The sequence below is a fragment of the Ferrovibrio sp. GW821-FHT12E11 genome, from assembly GCF_058806975.1.
The window spans coordinates 2,453,786-2,478,895 of the sequence record NZ_JBXAQG010000001.1 but is presented as its reverse complement, the minus strand read 5'-3'; the positions used below and the strand labels follow the sequence as shown (position 1 = coordinate 2,478,895).

Below are 25,110 nucleotides of genomic sequence, written 5' to 3'. Positions count from 1 at the left end.
CTCAGGATGACATTACGCCTCGTCTTCATGGGCACGCCGGATTTCGCCGTGCCGGTGCTGGAGGCGTTCCTGAAGGCCGGCGATGAAATCGCCGCCGTTTACAGCCAGCCGCCGCGCCCGGCCGGCCGCGGCCAGAAGCTGACGCCCTCGCCCGTGCAGGCCTTCGCCGAACAGAACGGCCTGACCGTGCGCCATCCGGTCAGCCTGAAATCGCCCGAAGCCCAGGCCGACTTCGCCGCGCTGCATGTGGATGCCGCGGTGGTGGTGGCCTATGGCCTGCTGCTGCCCAAGCCGGTGCTGGATGCGCCGCGGCTCGGCTGCTTCAACCTGCATGCCTCGTTGCTGCCGCGCTGGCGCGGTGCCGCGCCCATTCAAAGGGCTATTCTTGCCGGCGACACCGAGACCGGCGTCTGCGCCATGCAGATGGATGTCGGCCTCGATACCGGGCCGGTACTACTGCGCGAAACCGTGGCGATCACGCCGCGCATGACCGTCACCCAGCTGCATGACGAGCTCTGCCGCATCGGCGCACCGCTGATGGTGCGCGCCCTGCATGATTTCGCCGATGGCAAGATCGCGCCGCAGGCTCAGCCGGCCGAAGGCGTGACCTATGCCGCCAAGCTCAGCAAAGATGAAGGCCGCATCGACTGGACGAAATCCGCCGCCGAGATCGACCGCATGGTCCGCGCGCTCAATCCCGGCCCCGGCACGACGTTTGCGCTGAACGGCGAACGCATCAAGCTGCTGGCCTGCGAACCGGTTGCCGGCAGCGGCGCGCCCGGCACCATGCTGGACGATACCGGCACGGTCGCCTGCGGAACCGGCGCGCTGACGCTGCTGAAACTGCAGCGCCCGAGCAAGTCGCCGGTGGCGATTGCCGATTTCCTGCGCGGCCTGCCGCTGCCCAAGGGCTCGCGGCTCGTCTGATGCCGCGCTTCCGCCTCACGCTGGAATACAATGGCACGGCCTTTGTCGGCTGGCAGCGCCAGAAGGATGGCCGAGGCGTGCAGCAGGCGGTGGAAGAGGCTCTGGAAGCCATGTGCAGCGCGCCGGTGGAAATTTTCGCCGCCGGCCGCACCGATGCCGGCGTGCATGCCACCGGCCAGGTGGTGCATTTCGATCTCGACCGCGACTTCACGCCGGACCGCATCCGCGATGGCCTGAACTTCTACCTGCGCGAACAGCGCATCGCCGTGCTGGACTCAAGCATCGTGGACGACAGCTTCGATGCGCGCTTCTCGGCCACGGCACGACACTACCTCTATCGTATTCTGAACAGACGCCCGCCGCCGGCACTGGAGGCCGGTTTCGTGTGGCATGTGCCGGTGCCGCTGGATGCCGAAGCCATGCACGACGCCGCGCAGGTGCTGCTCGGTCATCACGATTTCACCAGCTTCCGCTCCACCGAATGCCAGGCCAAATCGCCCGAGCGCACGCTGGATCATCTGGCCGTCAGCCGCGTTGCTGAGGAAATCCACATCACCGTGCGCTCGCGCAGCTTCCTGCACAACCAGGTGCGTATCACCGCGGGTACGCTCAAGATGGTGGGCGAAGGTCGCTGGACGGCGGCAGATGTGAAGACGGCGCTGGAGAAGAAAGATCGCGCGGCTGCCGGGCCGACGGCGCCGCCCGACGGGCTGTGCCTGACGCGTGTGGAGTACTGACGCAGGCCGGCTAGCGGCGGCATCGATTCCAGCGTTCTACACCGGGCATGCCATATCCCTGGCTGTTAAAAATCAGGATGTCGCGCGCGCGGTCGTAGTTGAAATTGCTGACGATGCCTTCTTCCCGCCAGCGCACAGCCGCCTGTCCCCGCGGCCCGTCATTGAGGACGTAGATCGCGTCCTCGGGAGGATTGCTGCCCCATTTGATCGTGTCGGCGCCGATCAGAATCCTCTGGTCCGGATCGCCGCACGAACCGCGCTTCGCCCATGACCCACGAATCTCCGATGGTATAGCGGCACTGCTTTCGGTTTGCGCCGGCACACTCTGCCATGCCATCAGCAATGCGGCTGATCCGAGCAAGACACATGCACTCAACCTGGACATCAGAGTTCCACCAACAGGAACCGGCTCGGTACAATCTCAGGCGCGCCAGCCGATCGCTTTCGCCCAGGCTTCGAAATCACCGGTGCGCTGGCTGGCATTGGCCGGTGGCACTTCGCCAGAATCAGCGGCTTCCTTGCGGCGCTGGGCGATGCCATCGGCCAGCGGCGTCAGGCTGGCCGAGGCGCGGCGCGCATTCACATTGGCCTCGTCCTCGATCGGCAGCGGATTGAGTTCGCCATTCGCATCCCAGTCGAACTGGGTGCCATAGACCTGCTTCTTGCCTTCGAGCCAGCGGATGCGGTCGGTGAGCAGCGCCAGCTGCCAGCGCGGCACATCGCCTTTCGCCGCCGCCGCCTCGATCAGCTCGAAACAGGCGCGCATGAAGCGCGGCAAGCCGATGGCATGCTGGGCGATCATCCAGGCCGCGGTGGCGCCGTCTTCGCCGACCAGCGCGAGGCCGGGCCAGCCCTTGGCATCGACATAGCCGGCCAGCGCCTTGGCCTGCTTGTTGTGCATGGCGCGCATGTCGTCGTTATAGCCGAGGAACAGGCTGCCATCGGCCGCGAGCCGGGTCCGCAGGCTGCGGCTTTCCTCGACCATGTCGAGCAGCGTCTGGCGCAGAATCTGATCCATTACCATCCCCGGAGAATCACTTATACACAGCTTGGCCGTTGCCGCCGTGCAAGTCCAGCCGGATGCCGCCGATCAGAACAGCAGATCGCCGAGTCGATACAGAACCAGGCTGACGGTGAGATCGAAAATCGCCGCCGCCAATGCCACCGGCAGTGCTGCCTGCAAGCCATGCCGCGCCGTCTGCACCACGATGTAAAACCACGCCAGCAGCAGCGCTGTGCTCCATCCGACCTGCACGCTGCCAGGGATCAGCTGCAGCGCGCCGCCGGCCAGGATCGGCAGGCTGGCGGCCGTCACGATGGCCTGGGCCCAGTTGTACAGGACAACGAAGACGGCATAGCGGCCGCTCAACCCAAACATGCGGCTTAACCCTGCAATCAACCCCAAATATATGCCCCAGGCGAGCAGGAACTGGACGAACTGCACCAGCGCGAACAGCGGCCAGCCGAGATCGGCTTCGCCGACAGGCCCTTCGGGTGGCAGCAGCAGCACGTAGACCACGCCGACGATCAGCGGCGCGCGGAAGCTGCGCCAGAAACCGGCCTCGGACAGATCGAAATGCAGCAGGGCCGCCGAATCGCCGCGCAGCAGCAGGCCGAGCCCGCGCAGCGCGTTGGCGACTTCGACTTTAAACAACGGCGGCATCGAAGAACCGCTGCAGCATGCTTTCATAGACCTTGCTCAGCGCGCGGATGTCATCCACGCCGGCGCGCTCGTCAACCTTGTGCATGGTCTGGCCGACGAGGCCGAATTCCACCACCGGGCAATAGGCCTGGATGAAGCGCGCATCCGACGTGCCACCCGTCGTACTTAATTCAGGAACCCGACCGGTGCCGGTCTTCACGGCTTCCGCCATCGCGGCGACAAAGGGCCCCGGCTTGGTGAGGAAGGGCATGGCGCCGTCTTCCAGCACCAGATCGAAGCGCGTGCCCTGCAGCGCGCGGTTGGCGCTCTGCGATCCGCAGACGGCTTCCACCGTGCGGGTGATCCAGTCCTTCAGGCCGGCCGCAGTCTGTTCGGTATTGTAGCGGATGTTGAGCACGGCTTTGGCCGAGGCCGGAATCACATTGTTGGCCGGATTGCCGACATCCACCGTGGTGATCTCCAGGTTCGATGCCTCGAAATGCGCGTTGCCGGTATCGAGCCGGCGCGACTTCAGCGCTGACAAGATATCAAGCAGCTTGGGCACCGGATTGTCGGCCAGATGCGGATAACCGACATGACCCTGGATGCCATGCACGGTGAGGCGCGCGGTCAGCGAGCCGCGCCGGCCGATCTTCATCATCTCGCCCAGCTTCAGCGGATTGGTCGGCTCGCCCACCACGCAGACCGACAGCGTCTCGCCCTTTTCCTTCAGCCAGTCGAGCACCCGCGTGGTGCCGTTGATGGCGGGGCCTTCCTCGTCGCCGGTGATCAGCAGGCTGATGCGGCCGTTCAGGGCATTGCCGCGCGCGGCCAGGAAACGCCCGGTGGCAGCCACGAAAGCCGCAATCGCCGACTTCATGTCGGTGGCGCCGCGGCCATAAAGCTGGCCCTCGATGATCTCGGCGCCGAAGGGATCGACGGTCCAGGCCTTGGCGTCGCCCACCGGCACAACATCGGTATGGCCGGCGAAGCAGAAATTCGGGCCGGCACCCGCTGTGCCGATGGCGCCGGCACCCCAACGGGCATAGAGGTTTTCCACATCGGGGGTGTTGGCTGCCGAAAATTTAAGCCGCTCGCAGGTGAAGCCCAGACCGGTCAGCGCCTGTTCCAGCACCCCCAGCGCGCCCTGGTCGCTCGGGGTCACGCTCGGGCAGCGGATCAGCGCCTGCGACAGCTCTACGGGATCGGGAATGGCGGCAGAAACAGGGGCAGCAGACACGGGAATGACCTTGGGATAGGGGAAGTTCTGGGCGCTTTCGGCGAAAGCGCGATGTAACCCCTTGAAACGGCGCGGGTCAATGCGGTCGGCCCGGGCCTGTTCGCGGCGCTTTACGGGCGGATTTACCGCACCCCCCTTCGTTGACACAGGCCGGGGCAATGCATATCTAATGCCGGGTTTCGTCGCCCGGTTCTCGTTTGGCGACGCATATTTAGCGGCATTTTCAGGGGTACGGCATGTTCGGCGCGATCGCCAAGAAGCTGTTCGGTTCGGCCAACGACCGCGCCGTCAAGGGATATTCCAAAGCGGTTCAGGCCATCAACGACCTGGAGCCGGAAATTGCCGCGCTCACCGATGCCGGCCTGCAGGCCAAGACGGTCGAGTTCAAGCAGCGTCTGGCCGGCCGCGACGGCAAGCCCGGCGAAGACCTGGACGACCTGCTGCCGGAAGCCTTTGCCGTGGTGCGCGAGGCGGCCAAGCGCGTGCTGGGCCAGCGCCATTACGATGTGCAGCTGATCGGCGGCATGGTGCTGCATGATGGCCGCATCGCCGAGATGAAGACCGGCGAAGGCAAGACGCTGGTTGCCACGCTCGCCGTCTATCTCAATGCCCTGGCCGGCAAGGGCGTGCATGTCGTCACCGTGAACGACTATCTCGCCAGCCGCGATGCCGCCTGGATGGGTCGCGTCTATGGCTTCCTCGGCCTGACCACCGGCGTGATCGTGCATGGCCTGGACGACGAGGAGCGCCGCGCGGCCTATGCCTGCGACGTCACCTACGGCACCAACAACGAATACGGCTTCGACTATCTGCGCGACAACATGAAGTTCCAGCGCGAGCAGATGGTGCAGCGCCCCTTCAGCTTCGCCATCGTCGATGAAGTCGACAGCATCCTGATCGACGAGGCGCGCACGCCGCTGATCATTTCCGGTCCGTCGGAAGACACCACTGACCTCTATGTGAAGGTCAATGCGCTGATCCCGCAGCTGGTGCCCGAGGATTACGAAAAGGACGAGAAGCAGCGTTCGGTGAACTTCACCGAAAGCGGCACCGAGCATATCGAGCAGATCCTGCGCGCCGCCGACCTGCTGAAGTCGGAATCGCTCTACGACATCGAAAACATCGCCGCCGTGCATCACGCCAACCAGGCGCTGCGCGCCCATGTGCTGTTCACCCGCGACGTGGATTACATCGTCAAGGATGACAAGGTGGTCATCATCGACGAATTCACCGGCCGAATGATGGAAGGCCGCCGCTATTCCGACGGCCTGCACCAGGCGCTGGAAGCCAAGGAAGGCGTGTCAGTCCAGACCGAGAACCAGACGCTGGCCTCGATCACCTTCCAGAATTACTTCCGCATGTATCCCAAGCTGTCCGGCATGACCGGCACGGCCTCGACGGAAGCCGCCGAATTCGCCGATATCTACCGCCTGGAAGTGATCGAGATTCCGACCAATGTCGGCGTCGCCCGCATCGATGCCGATGACGAGGTCTATCGCTCGGCGCGTGAGAAATACGAAGCCATCGTCAAGCTGATCGCCGAATGCCGCGAGAAGGGCCAGCCGCTGCTGGTCGGCACCGTGTCGATCGAGAAGTCGGAGCTGCTGTCGGATTACCTGAAGCAGCGCAAGATCGAACACAACGTGCTGAACGCGCGCCATCACGACCAGGAAGCCTATATCGTCGCCCAGGCCGGTCGCCTGAACGCCGTTACCATCGCCACCAACATGGCCGGCCGCGGCACGGATATTCAGCTCGGCGGCAATGCCGAGATGCGTATCCTGCGCGAGACCGCCGGCATGGACGGCGAGCTGAAAGAGAAGATGGAGGCGCAGATCCGTGCCGAAGTCGCCGCCGAAAAAGACCGGGTGCGCGAAGCCGGCGGCCTCTATGTGATCGGCACCGAACGCCATGAAAGCCGGCGCATCGACAACCAGCTGCGCGGCCGTTCCGGCCGCCAGGGCGATCCGGGCGCGTCGAAATTCTTCCTCTCGCTGGAAGACGACCTGCTTCGCATCTTCGGCTCCGAGCGCATGGAAGGCATGCTGCAGCGCCTCGGCCTGCAGGAAGGCGAAGCCATCATCCATCCCTGGATCAACAAGGCGCTGGAAAAGGCGCAGCAGAAGGTGGAAGCGCGGAATTACGAAATCCGCAAGAACCTGCTGAAATACGACGACGTGATGAACGACCAGCGCAAGGTGATCTACGAGCAGCGCATCGAGATCATGGGCGCCGAGCATGTGGCCGATACCGTGGCCGACATGCGCGACGAGATCGTCGACGAACTGGTCACCCGCCACATCCCTGAGAAGGCCTATGCCGAACAGTGGGATTCGGCCGGCCTGCAGGCGGAAGTGATGCGCATCTTCGCGCTCGATCTGCCGATCGTCGACTGGGCCAAGGAAGAAGGCATCGCCGAGCAGCAGATCCGCGAGCGGCTGGCCGATGCGGTCGAGCGCCGCATGGCCGAGAAGGCCGCCAATTTCGGCCCCGATGTGATGCGCATGGTCGAACGCAGCCTGCTGCTGCAGGTGCTGGACCAGACCTGGAAGGAACATCTGCATCACCTGGACTATCTGCGTCAGGCCATCGGCCTGCGCGCCTATGCGCAGAAAGACCCGCTGAACGAATACAAGCGCGAGGCCTTCACGCTGTTCGAGCAGATGCTGGTGCGCGTGCGCGAGCAGGTGACCGCCATCCTCGCCCGCGTCGAAGTGCGCAACGACGAACCGCCGCCGGAATTCGCCCGGCCGTCGCAGCCCATGCATGAAAGCCGCGGCGAGCCGCTGGAAGGCGGCGCGGATGCCGAAAGCCTGCCGTCGCGCCCGGTGGCGCAGGCCCGCAGCGCCGCCGTCGACCCGAATGACGAAAGCACCTGGAAGGCGACGCCGCGCAACGCGCCCTGCCCGTGTGGCTCCGGCAAGAAGTTCAAATACTGCCACGGCAAGTAAGCCGCGGTTCTCAGCTTTAGAAAAAGTGTCATGGCCGGGCTTGTCCCGGCCATCCACGTTTTGGAGCCGGCAAAAACATTTCGTGGATGCCCGGATCAAGTCCGGGCATGACAACCTTTGTTGAGGCGACGGGCTGTGCCATCATGGTGGCATGACCCAGCTCACTCTGGCCCAGGCCGAACGCTTCGCCGCGCTGCCCCTGCGCAATCTCGACCGCGAATTCCCCAACAACCTGACGCATTTCAACAACGATGCCGGCGATGTGCTGCCGCCGCACAAACTGCATCCGATCTTCTGGGGCAGTTACGACTGGCATTCCTGCGTGCATGGCTGGTGGCTGCTGACGCGCTGCCTGCGCCGCCATCCGGCTCTGGCCGGTGCTGCCAAAGCCGAAGCCCTGTTCGCGCAGTTCTTCACGGCGGCAGCCGGCGCCGGCGAAGCCGCCTATCTCGACGCGCCCGGCCGCGGCACCTGGCAGCGGCCTTATGGCTGGGGCTGGCTGCTGACGCTGAGCGCCGAACTCTCGCAATGGGATCTCCCGCAGGCGCAGACCTGGCGCGCGGCGCTCAAGCCGCTGGAACAGCGCATCGTGCAGCGCTTCCCCGCCTATATGGAGAAGCTGACCTATCCGATCCGCGTCGGCACGCATTTCAACACCGCCTTCGGCCTGCTGCTGGCACTGCACTATGCCCGCGTGACACAGGAGCCGACGCTGGAGCCGGCGATTGCCGCTTACGCCGAACGCGTCTTCCGCAAGGACACAGATTATCCGGCGCGCTTTGAACCCAATGGCGACGACTTCCTGTCGGGCGCACTGACCGGGGCGCTGCTGATGGCCGCGCTGCTGCCCGATACCGACTTCGCCGCGTGGTGGAACCGCTTCCTGCCCGATGCCACCACCATCTTCACGCCGGCCATCGTGGCCGACCGCGCGGATGCCAAGGGCGTGCATCTGGACGGGCTCAACCTGAGCCGCGCCTGGTGCCTGCGCGGCATCGCCGCAAAACTGCCCGGCGACCAGTCCGGCCTGCTGCAATCGGCGGCGTTGCATGAAGCCGCCAGCCTGCCCTTCCTGGAGAGCGGTGAATACGGGGGTGAGCACTGGCTCGCCACCTTTGCCGCGCTCAGCATTGAAGGCCTGGCGACGGACTGAAACCGGCAGACAACATCGGCGCTCCCGCAGTATGCTGACGCCATGCGCCGCTTCATGCTTCTGTCGATCCTGATCCTGCTTGCGCAGCCGGCGCGCGCCGGCAGCAGCGACATGACCAGGATCGGCGACTACACCGAGCTGACCCGCGCCATCGCCACCGACAATATCGACCTGGTCCTGAAGCATCCCGCTGTCGAGGCGAAACTGCGTGAACTGACCGGGCCGTATTATCCGCGCATTGCCAATCTGGCGCTGCCGGTGCCGATCGGCTATGCGCCGCCGTTCAATCTGGTTGTGGTCGGCTACTCTGCCGGCGCCGACTATGCGAAGGCGGAGACGACCGAAACCGTGATGATCGTCGTCGACTGGACCAGCGCCGTGGTTCATGCGGCGCTGCGCACACCGCAGGAGACGCTGGTCTTCGGTATCGGCTGGCGGCTGGCCGAATACCCCCAGCCGCTGCGGCACTTCATTTACCGGGACGAGATCCTGAAGCTGACCATACCGGATGCCGGAAACGGCCCGGCGCAGACCTGGATCAGCATCTACGATTACGGCGACGACCGGCAGCAGCTCTGGCCACTGTCCAGCTGGCAGAAGCCCGACAAGCCCTAGCGCTCCGGGCCGCGGCGATAGGGGATTTTTTCAAACAGCCGCAACCGCGTTTCCACGCTTTTGAACACCTGTTCGGCCGACTGCGGATCGGCGATGCCGGGTTGCAGCGCCGCCACCGCCGCCCGGCCCTCATCGTCGACCCGGGTGAAATCGCTCTTCCAGCCATGGCGGCGCTGGTAATCGAGATAGGCTTTCAGCATGCCGGCACCCTGGCGATGCGCCGCCGCCGCCATGCCGGCTTCGGTGAGCCTGAACCGCGCCTTGATGCCATCGACCTCCTGGCCGAGATGCTTCAGCACATCGAGACGGCGCATATAGGTTTCGTTGCGCGCCATCAGATCGGCAAAGGCCTGTTCCTGCGCCTCGGCGTTGCGCTTGAAATCCGCCAGGCTGCGCACGCCGTGTTTGCCGGTCCAGTTGCCGGCCGCGTCCATCAGGCCGACATCGCGCAGCGCCGGCTGGCGCAGCTGATACCGGCCATAGGCGCCGTCATTCTCGGCGTCGTAGCCGTGATGGCCGCCGGTGCTGCTTTCCTGCTCATGCAGGGCGGCACGGAATGCCTCATGCACCGGCGAGGCGGACCCGGGATTGCGCCCGGCAGACGCGACATCGCCGGTCACCGTCAGGCCCGGCAGCGGCGCGGCAGCCGGTGACGACGCCCGGTAGCCGCTTTCCAGCGCATCGATGGTCTCGCCGCCCGGGCCGGCCCAGCCGTCCGGGGTGACCCCGGCGCCGGTCTGGAAGCGCAGCATGGCGTCATCGTCGCGCGGACCCCAGTAGCCGGTCGGCCCGCCGGTGGCCGCGGCATCCAGCAGACCCTCGCGATGCAGCAGGGCCTGCAGCTTGAACACATCGCCGCGCCGGTTGCTGCGGCCACGGCCCACGGTGTCGGTCAGGCGGAACAGCGTGTCGCCGAACAGCTGGCGCAGCGGCGCGCCGGCCATCCAGCGGCCGCGCACCGCCTCCCAGGCCGGATCGCCGGCCCCGATGCGACCGAGGGGATCGGGCTCCGGCGCGGGCCCGGGATGCGCCCCGAACAGACGGTCGATCTCCAGCGCGGCATCGTCACGGCCGGAACGGCTCGGCAGCAGGGTCATGGCATAGCTCCATATGGATCAAACAAAGAACATAATATAGGATATTATTCTGGTTTTATCAAATTAAATTCTCTTAATGTTCTTATGATCCTCCCCCTTGCACTGACCGGCCGGCCTATGGCTGGCTGGGACGATACAGAGACGGAATACAGGGAGGAAATCCGCACGATGCCCGTCAGTCTCGAACTCTGGCTCGCCTTTGCCGCCGCCGCCGCGATCATGATCATGATCCCCGGCCCCACCACGCTGATGGTGCTGGGCCATACGGTCTCCAGCGGCTGGCGCATCGGCCTGACCAGTCTGGTCGGCGTCGTGCTCGCCGATATCTGCGCCATCACGCTCTCGGTGCTGGGCTTCAGTGCGCTGCTGGCGGCGTCGGCCGAGGCCTTCACGGTGATGAAATGGATCGGCGCGGCCTATCTGGTCTGGATCGGCATCCAGCTCTGGCGCGCGCCACCGATGAATCTGGATCCCGTAACCGAGCGGCGCAGCGGCGCCTGGAAGGCGGTGCGCCAGACGTTCCTGGTCACGCTGCTCAATCCGAAAGGCATCCTGTTCTTCGCCGCCTTCCTGCCGCAGTTCATCGACGCCGCATTGCCGCTCTGGCCGCAGGTGATCGCGCTGATGGCCACCTTCTGCACGCTGGCCACCCTGATCCAGGGTTTCTACATCACGCTCATGGGCAAGGCGCGCAGCCGCATCGCCAGCCCGCGCGCCCTGACGATCATGAACCGCACCGGCGGCGTCATGCTGATCGGCGCCGGCCTGCTCACCGCGTCGCTGAAAAAGGCCTGACATGCTGCGGCTGGCGCCTGCGGCGGAAAAGTTCAGCATCGAGATTGCCGATGCGGCGCTGGCCGATCTGCAGATGCGGCTCAGCCATACGCGCTTTCCCACCGAGCCGGTGGATGCCGCCTGGCAATATGGCACCCACGGTGCCTATATGCGCCGCTTCATCGAGCGCTGGCGCAACGGTTTCGACTGGCGCTTCTGGGAAGCGAAGCTGAATGCCTTCCTGCAGTATCGCGTGAAGCTGAAACGCCCCGATACCGGCAGGCTGCAGACTGTGCATTTTCTGATCGAGCCGGGTTCGGGCGACACGCCACGGCCGCTGCTGCTTACCCATGGTTGGCCGGGATCGGTGTTCGAGTTCATCGAGGTGATCGAACGCCTGGCGCATCCCGAACGCTTCGGCGGCAAGACCGCAGACGCCTTCACCGTGATCTGCCCGACCCTGCCCGGCTACGGCTTTTCCATGCCGATCGAGAAACCGATCGGGCCGCGGGCGATCGCGCGGCTGTGGTGCGACCTGATGGTGGAGGTGCTGGGCTTCGACCGCTTCCTGGTACAGGCCGGCGACTGGGGCTCCATCGTCTCCAGCTGGATGGGCATCGACTATCCGCATCATGCCGCAGCCCTGCATCTCAACATGGTGCCGCTGCGCCCGCCGCTGAGCAAAGAGTCGACGCCGCTCAGCACGGCCGAGCGCGAGTGGATCGCCCGCGCCAAGAAGCTGCATGGCAGCGAGGCCGGCTATCTGGCGATCCAAAGCACCAAGCCCTCCACGCTGGGCTATGCCATGAGCGACAGTCCGGCCGGCCTCGCCGCCTGGATCGTCGAGAAATTCCACGGCTTCCCGCGCGGCCCGGCCGAGCAGGACCCGCCCTTCGCCATGGATCACCTGATCGCCAACATTGCCTTATACTGGCTGACCGACACGGCGGCGACGGCGACCTGGATCTACTGGGCGGCGCGGCAGAATGGCGACCTGGCCATGCAGCCCGGCGATTTCGTCTCCAGCCCCACCGGCTTCCTGCTGCCGCCCTGGGACCTGGTGCCACCGTCGCCGAAAGGCTGGCTGGAGCGCGGCTATCATGTGACGCACCGGCACGACCTGGAACGCGGCGGACATTTCGTCGCGATGGAACAGCCGGATATATTCGTCGCCGACGTGCAAGATTATTTCCAAAATGTGGTTGTATGAATCATGACGACTGCCAATAAAGCGCGACGCGTTGAACTATACAGTTTAATTGTTGTCTCCTTGTTACTTTCTGCCTTTGGGTTTTGGTACGGGCCTGGCCGCTGGTTAATCGCCTTTGATTCAGGGTGTACCAACTGCATTCCGACTGCGGAAAATATTTCGGTATGCGTATGGATTGCTTGGGCGTGGATCATTGTTGCGGCCGCTGCAGCAGTGCGTCACCACCTAAGAGCTTTATGGCTCATCATCGGTGCGCCATTTGTCCTTTTCTGGCCCGCGATGTGGATCAAGGCGGACGCATGTGACCTAATAGGTCGCTGCGGTTCTGCATTTGGATTAATAGCAAGCTAGAGATAAAACAGTATGAGCAAGAGCGAACGCTGGTTTGAGGATTACAGCGCCGGCGAGATCATCAAGGCCGATGGCGTGACGATTTCGGAAGCCGAAATCCTGGCCTTTGCCTTCACCTACGATCCGCAGCCGTTTCATCTCGACAAACTCGCCGCCGAGCAGTCGCCCTATAAGGGCCTGATCGCCAGCGGCTGGCAGACCGGGCTGCTGGGCTTCCGCATGCTGCTCAATGCCGGCCTGCTGGGCAGAGGCAGCATGGGCTCGCCGGGCCTGGACGAGCTGCGCTGGTTCCTGCCGGTGCGGCCGGGCGACACGCTCTATGGCCGCGCCAGCATCCTGGAGACGCGCGAAAGCCAGTCGAAGCCCGACCGCGGCATCGTGAAGATGAAATACTGGATCGAGAACCAGAAGGGTGAGACGGTGATGAGCTTCTTCGGCACCCAGCTGGTGCTGAAGCGGCCTCAGTAGTTCCATTGTCATGCCCGGGCTTGACCCGGGCATCCCATGCAATGGGATCCGCGGATCAAGTCCGCGGGTGACCGTGTTTGTGATATTGACTCTCCTTATACGCCGCCCTTTCTCAGGCCGGCACGCTTTCCCAGGGGACCCGCCATCATGACCACCGTCACGCTCTATTACGGCTCCGGCTCGGCCTATGCCTGGCGCATCTGGCTGGCGCTGGAACACAAGGGCGTGCCCTACGAACTGAAGGTGCTGTCCTTCAGCGAGGGTGGTCACAAGACGCCGGACTATACCGCGCTCAATCCGCGCCAGCGCGTGCCCACCCTGATCGATGGCGATTTTGTCCTGCGCGAATCGGCGGCGATCATGGAATATGTCGAGGACCGCTGGCCGCAGCCGCGCCTGCTCGCCGCCGATACGCGGGCGCGCGCCGAACAGCGCCGCATGATCCGCGAGGCCGACAACTATGTCGGCAGCAAGATCGAGCATCTGTTCGAAGCGGTCTTCGCCCCGCCTGAGAAAGCCGATGCCGCAGCACTGGCCGCAGCGGTGACCGACGTGAAAGACGAACTGCTGCGCTGGGAACCGCAGCTCAAGGCGGATTTCCTGAGCGGCGCCACCGTCTCGGCCGCCGATTACACGCTCTATCCGCATCTGGCGATCATCGCGCGCTTCCGCCTGCGCAAGCCCGACGCCATTCCGGCCGATCTGTTCCCGCCGAAGATGGCGGCCTGGATGGCGCGCATGCAGGCCCTGCCGATCGTCCAGAAGACCTGGCCCCCACACTGGAAGTAAGGCGCACTGGAAGAGCTAAGCCCCTGTCGTCATTCCCGCGAAAGCGGGAATCCAGAACAGCGGATCGACTGGGCTCCCGCTTGCGCGGGAGCGACGCAGGAAAGACTTCCAATTTTCAGGCAGGCTGGCCCGTCATGTCCGACGCCGCCGCAGCGGCAGAAAACACAATGGCCGAATCCTCGCCATCTGCACAAAATTCACGCAATAATATTTCGTGACGGAAAAGCAGGCGCACCCTAGGCTCGTGCATACAATTACAAGCCGACGGAGCCTCCCATGCCTGCTTCCTCCCGCATCCTGCGCCCCAGCCGCCGCAGCCTCCTGACCGGCGGCGCCGCACTCGCGGCCACGGCCGCCTTCGTGCCGAAACGCATCTATGCGCAGACCAGCGCAAAGGTGCCGGTGAAGTTCTCGCTCAACCTGCCGCGCAACGGCACCAACTCGCCCTTCATCTACGCCTTCGAGAAAGGCTACTTCGCCGCCGAGGGCATCGAGATCACCGCGATGGACCCGGCGGCCGGCGCCGATGCGCTGCAGCGCGTGTCGTCCAACACCTATGATGTCAGCTTCGCCGATCTCACCTCGCTGTCGGAATTCTATGCGAGCTTCCCCGAGCAGGTGCCGCTCGCGGTGTTCAACATCTACAAGATCACCCCGGCCGCCATCGTCAGCTGGAAGACCGCGAAGATCACCAAGCCGGCCGACCTGATCGGCAAGACCGTGGGCGGGCCGCTGACCGACAACGCCTACAAGCTGTTCCCGGTCTTCTTCAAGGTGAACGGCCTCGATCCGGCCGGCGTGAAGTTCAACAATGTCGATCTGCGCCTGCGCGAAAGCCAGCTGATGCGGCGCGAAGTGGATGCCGTCACCGGCTTCGATTCCACCGTCTGGATCAACCTGAAATCGCTGGGCATGAAGCGTGAGGACGTGTCGATCATGCTCTATGCCGATTACGGCCTCGATTTCTACGGCAACTCGGTCGTCGTCTCGCGCAAATTCCTGAAAGACAACGAGGCCGCCATTCCCGGCATCTGCCGCGCGGTCTGCCGTGGCTGGCAGGATGCGATGAAGGACCCGAAGGCGGTCACCGATTCGCTGCTGAAGGCCGATGCGCTGCTCAAGCACGACATCGAGCAGGAGCGCCTGCAATGGGTGCTCGACAACCAAGTGAAGACGGTGGAAGGCAAGGCCTTGGGCATCGGCGCCATCGACAAGGCCAAACTGCAGCGTGGCATCAACACCATCGCCCAGGCCTATAACCTGCAGAAGGTGGCCCCGGTCGAGGCGATCTGGAGCGACAAGTACCTGCCCTCAGCCGAGATGCGCAAGATCGCGTAACCCGCCCGAGCCATCCAGTCCCTTCCGTCATGCCACGCTTGCGTGGCATGACGATTTTTATACTCCCCCAACCGTCGCCCTCGGGCTTGTCCCGAGGGTCCATCCCAACCATCGGCGCGTCGGGTCGCGCAGATAGGCCCCCGGAATAAATCCGAGGGCGACGGTTTTATTTTAACGTTCCAGTCCCCACGCATTGCACCAGTACAACTCCGCGCGTGACGGCAGCCGTTCACTGACGCATCCTCCCCGCATGACGCATCTCCTCTTCCTGCCCGGCGCTGGCGGCGCGGCCGAGTTCTGGCATTCGCTCGGACGCCTGCTGCCGGAGACCTATGCCAAGACCTATCTGAACTGGCCCGGCCTCGGCCATGAAAAGCATCGCCCGGGCTATGACAGCCTCGATGCTCTCACCGCCTATGCCGCCGCGCAGCTGGCCGATGACGACAATGTCATTCTCGCCCAGTCGATGGGCGGCATCTTCGCGCTGCGGCTGGCGCTGCTCTATCCGCAGAAGATCCGCAAGTTGGTCTTCACGGCGGCCAGCGGCGGCATCGACGTGATGCGCTTCGGCGCCGCCGACTGGCGACCCGCCTATCGCGCCGAATATCCGCAGGCCGCCGACTGGATCACCCAGGCGCGCGCCGACCACTCAGCCGAGATTCCCGGCGTGCAGCAGCCGGCGCTGCTGCTCTGGGGCGATGCCGACACCATCAGCCCGGTCAGCGTCGGCCGCCACTTGGCTTCTCTGCTGCCGAAGACCGAGTTCCATATCATCGCCGGCGGCACGCACAGTTTTGCGCAGGACCGCGCGCCCGAGATCGCGCCGCTGGTGCAGCGCTTCATAGCATCGCCATAAATCGTCGCTCCCGCGAAAGCGGGAGCCCAGTCTACCCAGCAGTCTGGATTCCCGCTTTCGCGAGAATGACGAATCACTTGAATCAAATGCCGACAGCACCATCTCAATGACGCTGCTGTCGGACATCGTGAAAAATCAGCGGGACAGACTTGGACTCAATCGGTCCTCAACGGGACAGAATGGGCTCTGCATGGGACCGAATTGGCCTCGCATGGGACCCAATCGGCCCGCAACGGGATCGCATCGGCCTGCAATCGGCCGCAGCCGGACCGGCATGGTCCAGCCGCATCAAGGACTTGACCGAAACTTAAAGGCCAGTCGCGCCCATATCGAGGAATTTGCGCCGGCGTGCCTCGCGCAAACTGCCCGGCTCCTGGCCGACCAGGCTGCGCAGGTTGGCATCCAGCGCATCGCCGAGCGAGGCAATCGCCCGGGCCGGATCGCGATGGGCGCCGCCCAGCGGCTCCTTCACGATCTCGTCCACGACTTTGAGCTTCAGCAGGTCATCGGCGGTGACGCGCAAAGCCTCGGCCGCATCGGGCGCCCTGGCATTGTCGTTCCACAGGATGGCGGCGCAGCCTTCGGGCGAGATCACCGAATAGATCGCGTGTTCGAACATCAGCACGCGGTTGGCAGCGGCCAGCGCCACGGCGCCACCCGAACCGCCCTCGCCGACGATGGCGGCCACGAGCGGGACTCGGATATCCAGACAGCAGTCGATGGCGCGGGCAATCGCCTCGGCCTGGCCGCGCTCCTCGGCCTGCACGCCCGGATAGGCGCCGGCGGTATCGACCAAGGTGACGACCGGCAGGCGGAAACGGTCGGCCATGCGCATCAGGCGGATCGCCTTGCGATAGCCTTCCGGCTTGGCCATGCCGAAATTGTGCTTCACCCGGCCCTCGGTGCCGCGGCCCTTTTCATGACCCATGACCATGACGGCGCGGCCGCGCAAACGACCAAGACCACCCGTGATGGCGCCATCCTCGGCAAAGGCGCGGTCACCGCAGAGCGGCACGTAATCCTCGACCAGGCCGGCGATGTAATCGGCGAAATGCGGGCGGTCCTGGTGGCGGGCGACCTGGGTCTTCTGCCAGGCGCCGAGCTTGGCGTAGGTGCTCTGCAGCTGCTGGGCAGCCTTGGCCTCCAGCTTCTCCAGGTCTTCCGCGATATCGGTGTTGCCGCTGTCGACCAGCTTCCTCAGATCGGCGATTTTCGCCTCGAGTTCAGCGATCGGCTTCTCGAATTCCAGATAAGAGCGCATGGGGGCATCGTTTAGCATGGATCGCGGCGGCGGACAAACCTCCTAAACCCTTGTATCTCCCTAAGTTTTCCACATCTTCCGGGGGTGGCCGCATCATGCTATAGCCCGTCCGCCCTTCCCTCCTGCCCTTCCCGAGGCCCCGTCGATGTCCGCCGATCTGATCAAAGTGCGCCGCGCCCTACTGTCCGTGTCCGACAAGACCGGGCTGATCGACTTCGGCAAGGCGCTCAGCGGCTTCGGGATCGAGATCCTGTCCACCGGCGGCACCTACAAGGCTCTGAAAGACGCCGGCGTTGCGGTGAAGGAAGTGGCCGAGCATACCGGCTTCCCCGAGATGATGGACGGGCGCGTGAAGACGCTGCATCCCACCATCCATGGCGGCATCCTGGCCTTGCGCGACGAACCTGATCACAAGGCGGCGATGGACAAGCACGGCATCCCGCCGATCGACCTGGTGGTGGTGAATCTCTATCCCTTCGCCGCCACGGTGGCCAAGGGCGCCGACTTCCCGACCTGTATCGAGAATATCGATATCGGCGGCCCGGCGATGATCCGCTCGGCAGCCAAGAACCACGGCTTCGTCAATGTGGTGGTGGATGTCGCCGACTATGACGCGGTGATCGCGGCACTGAAGGCCAATAACGGCGCCACCGATCTCAAGCTGCGCCGCACCCTGGCCGCCAAGGCCTATGCCCATACCGGCGCCTACGACAGCATGATCGCCACCTGGTTCGCGCGCCAGAATGGCGAGGATTTCCCGCCCACCCTGCTGCTCTCGGCCGAGCGCAAGCAATCCTTGCGCTATGGCGAAAACCCACATCAGCGCGCGGCTTTCTACGTTACCGGCGACAAGCGCCCGGGCGTGGCGAGCGCGCAGCAGCTGCAGGGCAAGGAACTCAGCTACAACAACCTGAACGACACCGATGCGGCCTTCGAGCTGGTGTCGGAATTCAGCGACAAGCCGACGATCGCCATCATCAAGCATGCCAACCCTTGCGGCGTCGCCAGCGCCGACACGCTGGGCGAAGCCTGGGATGCCGCCTTCCGCTGCGATCCGGTCTCGCCCTTCGGCGGTATCGTCGCCATGAACCGCACACTCGACAGGGCGACCGCCGAGAAGATCGGCGCCATCTTCACCGAGGTGATCGTCGCGCCCGCCGTGGATGACGACGCCAAAGCCTTCCTGAATGCCAAGAAAAACCTGCGCCTGCTGGTCACCGGCGCCATGGCCGATCCGCTCAGCAGCGGCTGGTTCGTCAAATCCGTCGCCGGCGGCTTCCTGGTGCAGACCCGCGATGCGGGTCGCATCGAGGAACAGGATCTCAAGATCGTCACCAAGCGCAGCCCCACCCCGCAGGAGCTGGCCGATCTGCTGTTCGCCTTCCGCGTCGGCAAGCATGTGAAGTCGAACACCATCGTCTATGCCAAGAACGGCGCCACGGTGGGCATCGGCGCCGGCCAGATGAGCCGTGTGGACGCCGCCCGCATCGCCTATCGCAAGGCCCAGGACTCGGCCGCCACCGCCGGCCTGGCCGAGCCGCTGACCGTGGGTTCGGTGGCGGCTTCGGATGCCTTCTTCCCGTTTGCCGACGGCCTGGAGGCCCTGGTGGAAGCCGGCGCCACCGCCGTGATCCAGCCGGGCGGTTCGATCCGCGACCAGGAGGTGGTGGATGCCGCCAACAAGGCCGGCCTGGCCATGGTCTTCACCGGCATGCGCCACTTCCGGCACTGACGGGGTTTACGTCGATGTACAAGCTCTTCTGGTCCCCCGGCTCTGCTGCGATGGCCCCCCAGGCGGTGCTGGAGGAGATCGGCGCGCCCTACGAGGCCATCCGGCTCGACCTTGCCGCCAAGGAGCATGAGCGTCCGCCCTACACGACGCTCAACCCAAACGGCCGGATTCCCACCCTGGTGGATGGCGATTTCGTCATCTTCGAGACGGCGGCGATCTGCCAGTATCTGAGCGACAAGCACCCGGAGGCCAATCTGGCGCCGCCGATGAATTCCACGGCGCGCGGCCGGTATTACCAGTGGCTGACCTACATGACCAACACGGTGCAGACCGGCTGCATCGACTGGTTCCACCCCGACTGGACCTTCGCCGACCCGGCGCAGCAGGCGGCGCTTAAGGCCGAGGCCGAACGCAAGCTCTATCGCAGCTTCGACGTGATGAACGACAGTATCGGCCCGTTGAATCGCCATATGGCCGGCGAGCAGTTCACCATCTGCGACATCTATCTGGCCATGCTGGCGCGCTGGAGCCGCTATTTCGCGCGGCCGATGTGGCACTGGCCCAACCTGAAGCGGGTGGTGGACACCGCCTATCCGCGCCCGGCCTTCCAGCGCATGATGCAGAAGCAGGGCATCGCCTGGGCGGAGACCTGGCCTGCATAACCGGGCCGCGAATTCGCCGCATCGGTAACCAACGCACCGGATATGCCCTCGGTTCCAGCCGAGCGGACCTGCACAACCCCTCTTGTCGCCGGCAACCCAGCGCGTCAATATGAATGACGGATTGGGGCGTTATCTCTTCTACTTGGAGATTCCGCATGCTTTTGGACAGTGTACTCAAGGCAGTCATCAAAACCGGTTCGCTGACGGTGATCGATCACCACAATCGCAGCCGGCACTATGGCGACCCGGTGGGACCGGAGACCGTCGTGATCCGCCTGACCAGGGCGGGCACCGGGACGCGCATGGCGCTGGACCCGAATCTGGCGGTCGGCGAAGCTTATATGAACGGCGATCTCGTCGTCGACAAAGGCACGATCTACGATTTCCTGGCCGTGGTGGTGCGCAATCTCGGCACCCATGGGCAGCTGCCCTTCTCCGGCCTGATGCGCGCCTTCGACCGCGTCACCAAGCTGTGGCAGCAGTTCAACCCGCAAAGCAAGGCCGCCAAGAATGTCCAGCATCACTACGATCTGGATGGCCGGCTCTACGATCTGTTCCTCGATACCGACAAGCAGTATTCCTGCGCCTATTTCCCGTCGCCCGATGCCACGCTGGAACAGGCGCAGCTCGCCAAGAAGCGCCATATCGCCGCCAAGCTGCGGATCGAGCCCGGCATGAAGGTGCTGGAGATCGGCTCGGGCTGGGGCGGGCTTGGCCTCTACCTGGCCGAGACCTGCGGCGCCGAGGTCACCGGCATCACACTCAGCACCGAGCAGCACACGATCTCCACCAGCCGCGCGGCCGAACATGGCCTGAGCGACCGGGTGAAGTTCCATATCCAGGATTACCGCACGCTGGCCGGCCAGTTCGACCGCATCGTCTCTGTGGGCATGTTCGAGCATGTCGGCGTGCCGCATTACCAGGAATACTTCAACGGCGTCGCCCGCCTGCTGAAGGATGATGGCGTGGCGCTGATCCATTCGATCGGCCGCATGGACGGGCCGGGCACCACACCGGGATTCATCCGCAAATACATCTTCCCCGGCGGCTATATCCCGGCGCTGTCGGAGGTGACACCGGTGATCGAGCGCAGCGGCCTGTGGGTCACCGACATGGAAATCCTGCGCCTGCATTATGCCGAGACGCTGAAGCACTGGCGCCAGCGTTTCATGGCCCAGTGGGACAAGGCAAAGGCGCTGTATGACGAACGCTTCTGCCGCATGTGGGAATTCTACCTGGCCGCCTCGGAAGTCACCTTCCGGCACTGGGGCAACATGGTGTTCCAGGTGCAGCTGACCAAGCAGGTCGACATTCTGCCGATCACGCGCGACTACATGCAGGAAACCGAGCAGGTGCTGGCCGGTCGCGAGAAACCGCAGCGGCCATTTGCCAAGACGGCATAACGACAAAAGCCCCGGTTAAAGCCGGGGCTTTTTCTTATGTCACGACCGCGCCGGCTCCTTTACCTTCCACAGCACGATGAAGCCGGTCACCAGGAAGACCAGCACAATCGCGGCGCCCACCCGCTGGGTGGCGAAGATCGGCGTGGTGATGGCGATCAGCAGCGGCGCCAGAAATGTGGTGGCGCGTCCCGACAGCGAGAAGAGGCCGTAGAATTCGCCCACCATGTCGGGTGGCGACAGCCGCGCCACCAGCGTGCGGCTGGCCGCCTGGACCGAGCCGAAGCCGGCACCCAGAAGAATGGCGCAGAGGAAAAACACCTGCTCGCCGGCTGAGCTGAAGAGGCCGGCGCCGGCAGCGCGCGGCATAACATCGACAAAGAACAGCACCTTGCCGGTCGTGATCGACAGGATGCCAAAGGCGCCGAGGCCGATCGACACCAGCGCGATCTGCACGGCGCGCTTGGAGCCGATGCGATCCTCCAGCGCGCCGCTGATCATCACGGACGGAATCGCCACCAGATTGATCAGGATGCCAAAGATGCCGAGTTCGGTGGTGCCCCAGTTGAAGACGCCGGCCGCATAGATGCCGCCAAAAGTGATGATCGTGACCACGCCATCGTAATAGATCATGTAGGCGATCAGGAAGCGCAACAGGTTGCCGTATTGCCGCATATGGCGAATGGTGCCGATCACGCGGCCGATGCCGACCCTGATCACCTGCGTGAACGGCAGGCCCGAACCGGGACGATCCGGCGTGAACAGAAACATCGGCAGCACGAAGATCGCCACCCAGATCGCGGTGGCTGGCCCGATGATGCGCTCGGCCTCGAAGGCGTCGCGGCGCAGACCGAGCAGGGCCTCGCCGGGCGGCGGCGTGATCCCGATGAGTTCAGGCTGCGACACGATCAGCGTGCCGAACAGCGCCAGCAGGCCGCCGGCATAGCCCAGGCCCCAGCCGATGCCGCTCAGGCGTCCGATATGCTGCGGCGTCTCCAGCGACGGCAGCAGCGCATTGTTGAACATGATCGAATATTCGGCGGCGATGCTGGCCAGGATGAAACCGAGCAGCACCAGCGGCAGGAGCTGCATCTGCCCGGGCTGCGCCAGCCACAGCAGCGCGCAGCCAAAGGCCAGCAGGATCTGGAACAGGAACAGCCAGGGCTTGCGGCGGCCGCCGGCATCGGCCAGGGCACCGAGGAAGGGCGCGCCGATGGCGATGATCGCCGCGGAGAAGGCCAGCGTGTAACCCCACAGCGCCTGGCCCTCGACCGAATTGCCGATCACCTTGCTGGTGAAATAGGGCGCGAAAATGAAGGTGGTGATGACGGTGAAATAAGGCTGGTTGGCCCAGTCGAACATCGCCCAGGACAGGCGCGCCCGCCATGAGGCAGGCCCGGCAGGGGTATTTCCCGGACGGACTATTGGAAGCTTGCCGGAAGGTGTCGCTGGGATCAGTTCTTTTCCGTTTGTCATGGCTTCCCTACGCGTGCTTTCCGCGAGCATAGCCGCCTCGTGTGACAGCGCCAATCACTGCCCCGGCGGGCAAATGAAACAATTGAAACGCTTTTCGCGGTTGCGAGACACACAAGCGAAACCCGCCGGGCCGATAAACCGCGCCGTCACAAAGCCCCGGACCGGCGGCGAATCGCAACACCGCCGGCCAAGCCCCAGAGACCCGACAGGAGACCAGCCATGACCCCGCACCAGATTGCCCTCGTCAAAGACAGCTTCACCAAGGTTCTGCCGATCAAGGACGCGGCCGCGGCCGCCTTCTACGAGCGCCTGTTCACCCTCGACCCGGCGCTGAAGCCGCTGTTCAAGGGCGACATGGTGGCCCAGGGCCAGAAACTGATGATGGCGATCGCCACCGTGGTGGCCGCACTCGACCGCCTGGAGACCGTGCTGCCCACCGTGCAGCAGATGGCCCGCCGCCATGTCGGCTACGGCGTGCAGGAGAGCCATTACGCCACCGTCGGCGGCGCGCTGCTCGATACGCTGGCCGGTGCCTTTGGCGATGCCTTCACCCCGGAGCTGCGCGAAGCCTGGGCCACCGCCTATGGCACCCTGAGCGGCGCCATGATTGCCGCCGCCAAAAGCCCGCAGGCCGCCTGATCTTTCTTTTTCCGGAAATCCGACCATGACCGCCGTTCCGTTCCGCCAGCCTGAAACCGTGCCCGTGCCGTCGCGGCCCGTCGCCGTGAATCCCGCCGCACAGCTGGTGCCGACTCATCCTGCGCTGATGGCGCTGATGAGCACGGTGCCGGTACAGGCTTTCGTCGGGCCGCGCGGCACCATGGTGCATCTGTTCACGGCCGGCAGCGGTACGCCGGTGCTGGCCGTGCACGGATCGGGCATGCAGGGCCAGATGTGGCGCGGCCTGCTGCCCTGGCTGGGCGATGGCTTCCGCCTGCACTGCCCGGATCTCTACGGCTATGGCCGCAGCGAACCGCTGCCGATGCCCCAGCGCATGACGCTGGACGACAATGCGAGCCTGATCGGCACCCTGCTGCGTCGCTTCGACCGGCCGGTGCATCTGCTGGGCCATGCCTTCGGTGCGGCCGTGGCGCTGCGCGCGGCCCTGGACCATCCCGACCGGATCCGCAGCATGACATTGTACGAGCCGATGGCCCTGCATCTGCTGAAGCCCGAATGCGGCGGTCACGCCCCGGCGCAGCGCCAGATGGAAAGCCTGGCCGGCGACATGCGCGTGGCCTGCCTGCGCGGCGACAGCCTTGAGGCCGCCCGCCTGTACCATGATTTCTGCAACCATCCGGGCGCCTTCGCGGCCCTGTCCCCGATGCGCCAGACTGCCCTGGCCGGCCATGCCCCGCGGCTCTGCCTGGATATCGGCATGGCCTTCGGCGCCCGCCAGGCCCTCGCCGCCTATGCCATGCTGAAGATACCGGCCCTGCTGCTCAGCGGCACGCGCTCGCCCGGCATCTTGCGGCTGATCGCTGAACGGCTGGCCGGCGCCCTGCCGGTGGTGCGCCATGCCATCCTGCCCGACCTGGGCCATCTGGCCCCGGCCAACCAGCCCGATGCGGTCGGTCGCGTGATCCTGCCCTTCCTGAACGCCTGCGAACGTGCGGCGCTGCCGCGGGCCTGCGCCTGAGACCCTGCCGCTGCCTGCAAGGCCGATGGACGGCCTGGGCCTTCGCTTGCTATCACAGCCATGGGGAATGGGGACGGCATGACAGGTGAACCCTATATCATCGTGGTCGACGACGAGGCTGGCATCCGCGAGATGGTGGCGGAATACCTGTCGGGCCATGGCTTCCATGTCGAGACGGCCGCCGATGCCGTCAGCTTCCGCCAGCTGCATGCCGAACGGCCGGCCGATCTGGTGATCCTGGATATCACCATGCCCGGCGAGGATGGCCTGAGCCTGGCGCGCTGGCTGCGCGCCCGCTCGAAAGTCGGCATCGTCATGCTGACCGCAGCCGGCGAGGTGGTCGACCGCATCGTCGGTCTGGAGATGGGCGCCGACGACTATATCCAGAAGCCCTTCGACCTGCGCGAGCTGCGCGCCCGCATCCGCACCGTGCTGCGCCGCCTGGGTGACGGTGCAGCCCAACAGGGCGACGACGCCGAGGTGGTGCGCTTTGGCAGCACCTTCCTCAATCTCGGTGCCCGCAAGCTGTTCGATGCCGCCGGCGCCGAGATCGTGCTGACCGCCATGGAGTTCGATCTGCTGGCCGCCTTCGCCCGTCATCCCGACCGTGTGCTGAGCCGCGACCAGCTGCTGGACCTGGCGCATCACCATCACTGGGAACCGTTCGATCGCAGCATCGACATCCGCATCGCACGCCTGCGCCGCAAGATCGAGATGGACCCGACCAAGCCTGAGGTGATCAAGACCGTGCGCGGCGCCGGCTATCTGTTCAGCCGGCGGGTCTCGTAGCGC

The 25,110-nt window shown here is 64.8% G+C and carries 24 protein-coding genes; 17 read left to right on the top strand and 7 right to left on the bottom strand.

What is annotated here, in order from left to right; translation table 11 throughout:
* The first annotated feature begins 6 nt into the window (after positions 1–6).
* Positions 7–927: a methionyl-tRNA formyltransferase gene (gene fmt / locus AC1ROT_RS12435; RefSeq protein ID WP_492999344.1), complete on the top strand. Its 921-nt coding sequence runs from the start codon at positions 7–9 to the stop codon at positions 925–927.
* A complete protein-coding gene (truA, locus tag AC1ROT_RS12430) occupies positions 927–1,664 on the top strand; it encodes a tRNA pseudouridine(38-40) synthase TruA (protein WP_492999342.1) in 738 nt (245 codons plus the stop codon). Before fmt ends, truA begins: the two co-directional genes overlap by 1 nt.
* Before the next feature lie 10 nt (positions 1,665–1,674).
* Here the strand turns inward: truA and AC1ROT_RS12425 are convergent, their stop codons facing one another.
* From AC1ROT_RS12425 to dapE, 4 genes are all read right to left on the bottom strand, one after another.
* Entirely contained in the window at positions 1,675–2,001 is a 327-nt protein-coding gene (locus tag AC1ROT_RS12425; protein ID WP_492999340.1) for a hypothetical protein, read from the bottom strand.
* A gap of 84 nt (positions 2,002–2,085) precedes the next feature.
* Positions 2,086–2,682 carry a DUF6624 domain-containing protein gene (locus AC1ROT_RS12420; RefSeq protein ID WP_492999338.1) on the bottom strand — a complete coding sequence of 199 codons (597 nt, stop codon included), beginning with the start codon at positions 2,680–2,682 and terminating at the stop codon, positions 2,086–2,088.
* Between the two features lie 72 nt (positions 2,683–2,754).
* Entirely contained in the window at positions 2,755–3,327 is a 573-nt protein-coding gene (locus tag AC1ROT_RS12415) for a hypothetical protein (RefSeq protein ID WP_492999337.1), read from the bottom strand.
* Positions 3,311–4,552 (bottom strand): succinyl-diaminopimelate desuccinylase, encoded by a 1,242-nt coding sequence (dapE, locus tag AC1ROT_RS12410; protein ID WP_493001157.1) that lies wholly within the window; start codon positions 4,550–4,552, stop codon positions 3,311–3,313. The genes AC1ROT_RS12415 and dapE overlap by 17 nt, the downstream gene beginning before the upstream one ends.
* Before the next feature lie 230 nt (positions 4,553–4,782).
* Here dapE and secA point away from each other — a divergent pair, with 230 nt between their 5' ends.
* From secA to AC1ROT_RS12395, 3 genes are all read left to right on the top strand, one after another.
* Positions 4,783–7,497 (top strand): preprotein translocase subunit SecA, encoded by a 2,715-nt coding sequence (secA, locus tag AC1ROT_RS12405; protein ID WP_492999335.1) that lies wholly within the window; start codon positions 4,783–4,785, stop codon positions 7,495–7,497.
* A 151-nt stretch (positions 7,498–7,648) separates the two neighbouring features.
* Entirely contained in the window at positions 7,649–8,650 is a 1,002-nt protein-coding gene (locus tag AC1ROT_RS12400; protein ID WP_492999333.1) for a DUF2891 domain-containing protein, read from the top strand.
* Between the two features lie 42 nt (positions 8,651–8,692).
* The gene (locus AC1ROT_RS12395; RefSeq protein WP_492999331.1) at positions 8,693–9,265 is read left to right on the top strand and encodes a hypothetical protein; all 573 of its coding nucleotides are present in this window, start codon (positions 8,693–8,695) and stop codon (positions 9,263–9,265) included.
* Here AC1ROT_RS12395 and AC1ROT_RS12390 read toward each other — a convergent pair.
* A complete protein-coding gene (locus AC1ROT_RS12390; protein WP_492999328.1) occupies positions 9,262–10,362 on the bottom strand; it encodes a peptidoglycan-binding domain-containing protein in 1,101 nt (366 codons plus the stop codon). The genes AC1ROT_RS12395 and AC1ROT_RS12390 overlap by 4 nt on opposite strands.
* 168 nt (positions 10,363–10,530) lie before the next feature.
* On the opposite strand from AC1ROT_RS12390, the gene AC1ROT_RS12385 reads away from it, so the two are divergent.
* The 6 genes from AC1ROT_RS12385 (at position 10,531) to AC1ROT_RS12360 (ending at position 16,148) form a co-directional block, all read left to right on the top strand.
* Positions 10,531–11,157, top strand: a complete 627-nt coding sequence (locus tag AC1ROT_RS12385; RefSeq protein ID WP_492999326.1) for a LysE family translocator — start codon at positions 10,531–10,533, stop codon at positions 11,155–11,157.
* 1 nt (position 11,158) lies between these two features.
* Positions 11,159–12,346: an epoxide hydrolase family protein gene (locus tag AC1ROT_RS12380; RefSeq protein WP_492999323.1), complete on the top strand. Its 1,188-nt coding sequence runs from the start codon at positions 11,159–11,161 to the stop codon at positions 12,344–12,346.
* 363 nt (positions 12,347–12,709) lie between these two features.
* Positions 12,710–13,165 carry a MaoC family dehydratase gene (locus tag AC1ROT_RS12375; RefSeq protein ID WP_492999322.1) on the top strand — a complete coding sequence of 152 codons (456 nt, stop codon included), beginning with the start codon at positions 12,710–12,712 and terminating at the stop codon, positions 13,163–13,165.
* A 147-nt stretch (positions 13,166–13,312) separates the two neighbouring features.
* Positions 13,313–13,954, top strand: coding sequence for a glutathione S-transferase family protein (locus AC1ROT_RS12370; protein ID WP_492999320.1), 642 nt, complete (start codon positions 13,313–13,315; stop codon positions 13,952–13,954).
* Between the two features lie 276 nt (positions 13,955–14,230).
* The gene (locus AC1ROT_RS12365; protein ID WP_492999318.1) at positions 14,231–15,292 is read left to right on the top strand and encodes an ABC transporter substrate-binding protein; all 1,062 of its coding nucleotides are present in this window, start codon (positions 14,231–14,233) and stop codon (positions 15,290–15,292) included.
* A 250-nt stretch (positions 15,293–15,542) separates the two neighbouring features.
* Positions 15,543–16,148 carry an alpha/beta fold hydrolase gene (locus AC1ROT_RS12360; protein WP_492999317.1) on the top strand — a complete coding sequence of 202 codons (606 nt, stop codon included), beginning with the start codon at positions 15,543–15,545 and terminating at the stop codon, positions 16,146–16,148.
* Between the two features lie 307 nt (positions 16,149–16,455).
* On the opposite strand, the gene AC1ROT_RS12355 is transcribed toward AC1ROT_RS12360, so the two are convergent.
* Positions 16,456–17,409: an acetyl-CoA carboxylase carboxyltransferase subunit alpha gene (locus AC1ROT_RS12355; protein WP_492973478.1), complete on the bottom strand. Its 954-nt coding sequence runs from the start codon at positions 17,407–17,409 to the stop codon at positions 16,456–16,458.
* 145 nt (positions 17,410–17,554) lie between these two features.
* On the opposite strand from AC1ROT_RS12355, the gene purH reads away from it, so the two are divergent.
* The 3 genes from purH to AC1ROT_RS12340 all read left to right on the top strand — a co-directional run bounded on the left by purH (position 17,555) and on the right by AC1ROT_RS12340 (position 21,206).
* Positions 17,555–19,141, top strand: a complete 1,587-nt coding sequence (purH, locus tag AC1ROT_RS12350; RefSeq protein WP_492999315.1) for a bifunctional phosphoribosylaminoimidazolecarboxamide formyltransferase/IMP cyclohydrolase — start codon at positions 17,555–17,557, stop codon at positions 19,139–19,141.
* Positions 19,142–19,155: 14 nt separating this feature from the next.
* The gene (locus AC1ROT_RS12345; RefSeq protein WP_492999314.1) at positions 19,156–19,803 is read left to right on the top strand and encodes a glutathione S-transferase family protein; all 648 of its coding nucleotides are present in this window, start codon (positions 19,156–19,158) and stop codon (positions 19,801–19,803) included.
* Between the two features lie 155 nt (positions 19,804–19,958).
* The gene (locus tag AC1ROT_RS12340; protein ID WP_492999313.1) at positions 19,959–21,206 is read left to right on the top strand and encodes a cyclopropane fatty acid synthase; all 1,248 of its coding nucleotides are present in this window, start codon (positions 19,959–19,961) and stop codon (positions 21,204–21,206) included.
* Between the two features lie 39 nt (positions 21,207–21,245).
* On the opposite strand, the gene AC1ROT_RS12335 is transcribed toward AC1ROT_RS12340, so the two are convergent.
* On the bottom strand, positions 21,246–22,565 hold the full coding sequence (locus AC1ROT_RS12335; protein WP_492999310.1) for an MFS transporter: 1,320 nt from the start codon (positions 22,563–22,565) through the stop codon (positions 21,246–21,248).
* Positions 22,566–22,898: 333 nt separating this feature from the next.
* Here AC1ROT_RS12335 and AC1ROT_RS12330 point away from each other — a divergent pair, with 333 nt between their 5' ends.
* From AC1ROT_RS12330 to AC1ROT_RS12320, 3 genes are all read left to right on the top strand, one after another.
* A complete protein-coding gene (locus AC1ROT_RS12330) occupies positions 22,899–23,318 on the top strand; it encodes a globin family protein (RefSeq protein ID WP_492973483.1) in 420 nt (139 codons plus the stop codon).
* 25 nt (positions 23,319–23,343) lie between these two features.
* Positions 23,344–24,318, top strand: coding sequence for an alpha/beta fold hydrolase (locus AC1ROT_RS12325; RefSeq protein WP_492999309.1), 975 nt, complete (start codon positions 23,344–23,346; stop codon positions 24,316–24,318).
* A gap of 78 nt (positions 24,319–24,396) precedes the next feature.
* Positions 24,397–25,107 (top strand): response regulator, encoded by a 711-nt coding sequence (locus AC1ROT_RS12320; RefSeq protein ID WP_492973485.1) that lies wholly within the window; start codon positions 24,397–24,399, stop codon positions 25,105–25,107.
* The last annotated feature ends 3 nt before the right edge of the window (positions 25,108–25,110 follow it).

Bases quoted from the DNA above. Each gene is read 5' to 3' on its own strand.
- AC1ROT_RS12370 (WP_492999320.1), top strand. From the start codon at position 13,313: ATGACCACCGTCACGCTCTATTACGGCTCCGGCTCGGCCTATGCCTGG.
- AC1ROT_RS12390 (WP_492999328.1), bottom strand. From the start codon at position 10,362: ATGACCCTGCTGCCGAGCCGTTCCGGCCGTGACGATGCCGCGCTGGAG.
- AC1ROT_RS12380 (WP_492999323.1), top strand. From the start codon at position 11,159: ATGCTGCGGCTGGCGCCTGCGGCGGAAAAGTTCAGCATCGAGATTGCC.
- AC1ROT_RS12375 (WP_492999322.1), top strand. From the start codon at position 12,710: ATGAGCAAGAGCGAACGCTGGTTTGAGGATTACAGCGCCGGCGAGATC.
- AC1ROT_RS12395 (WP_492999331.1), top strand. From the start codon at position 8,693: ATGCGCCGCTTCATGCTTCTGTCGATCCTGATCCTGCTTGCGCAGCCG.
- AC1ROT_RS12365 (WP_492999318.1), top strand. From the start codon at position 14,231: ATGCCTGCTTCCTCCCGCATCCTGCGCCCCAGCCGCCGCAGCCTCCTG.
- AC1ROT_RS12335 (WP_492999310.1), bottom strand. From the start codon at position 22,565: ATGTTCGACTGGGCCAACCAGCCTTATTTCACCGTCATCACCACCTTC.
- fmt (WP_492999344.1), top strand. From the start codon at position 7: ATGACATTACGCCTCGTCTTCATGGGCACGCCGGATTTCGCCGTGCCG.
- AC1ROT_RS12320 (WP_492973485.1), top strand. From the start codon at position 24,397: ATGACAGGTGAACCCTATATCATCGTGGTCGACGACGAGGCTGGCATC.
- AC1ROT_RS12400 (WP_492999333.1), top strand. From the start codon at position 7,649: ATGACCCAGCTCACTCTGGCCCAGGCCGAACGCTTCGCCGCGCTGCCC.
- AC1ROT_RS12325 (WP_492999309.1), top strand. From the start codon at position 23,344: ATGACCGCCGTTCCGTTCCGCCAGCCTGAAACCGTGCCCGTGCCGTCG.
- AC1ROT_RS12425 (WP_492999340.1), bottom strand. From the start codon at position 2,001: ATGGCATGGCAGAGTGTGCCGGCGCAAACCGAAAGCAGTGCCGCTATA.
- truA (WP_492999342.1), top strand. From the start codon at position 927: ATGCCGCGCTTCCGCCTCACGCTGGAATACAATGGCACGGCCTTTGTC.
- AC1ROT_RS12385 (WP_492999326.1), top strand. From the start codon at position 10,531: ATGCCCGTCAGTCTCGAACTCTGGCTCGCCTTTGCCGCCGCCGCCGCG.
- secA (WP_492999335.1), top strand. From the start codon at position 4,783: ATGTTCGGCGCGATCGCCAAGAAGCTGTTCGGTTCGGCCAACGACCGC.
- AC1ROT_RS12360 (WP_492999317.1), top strand. From the start codon at position 15,543: ATGACGCATCTCCTCTTCCTGCCCGGCGCTGGCGGCGCGGCCGAGTTC.
- AC1ROT_RS12420 (WP_492999338.1), bottom strand. From the start codon at position 2,682: ATGGATCAGATTCTGCGCCAGACGCTGCTCGACATGGTCGAGGAAAGC.
- AC1ROT_RS12345 (WP_492999314.1), top strand. From the start codon at position 19,156: ATGTACAAGCTCTTCTGGTCCCCCGGCTCTGCTGCGATGGCCCCCCAG.
- AC1ROT_RS12340 (WP_492999313.1), top strand. From the start codon at position 19,959: ATGCTTTTGGACAGTGTACTCAAGGCAGTCATCAAAACCGGTTCGCTG.
- AC1ROT_RS12330 (WP_492973483.1), top strand. From the start codon at position 22,899: ATGACCCCGCACCAGATTGCCCTCGTCAAAGACAGCTTCACCAAGGTT.
- purH (WP_492999315.1), top strand. From the start codon at position 17,555: ATGTCCGCCGATCTGATCAAAGTGCGCCGCGCCCTACTGTCCGTGTCC.
- AC1ROT_RS12415 (WP_492999337.1), bottom strand. From the start codon at position 3,327: ATGCCGCCGTTGTTTAAAGTCGAAGTCGCCAACGCGCTGCGCGGGCTC.
- AC1ROT_RS12355 (WP_492973478.1), bottom strand. From the start codon at position 17,409: ATGCGCTCTTATCTGGAATTCGAGAAGCCGATCGCTGAACTCGAGGCG.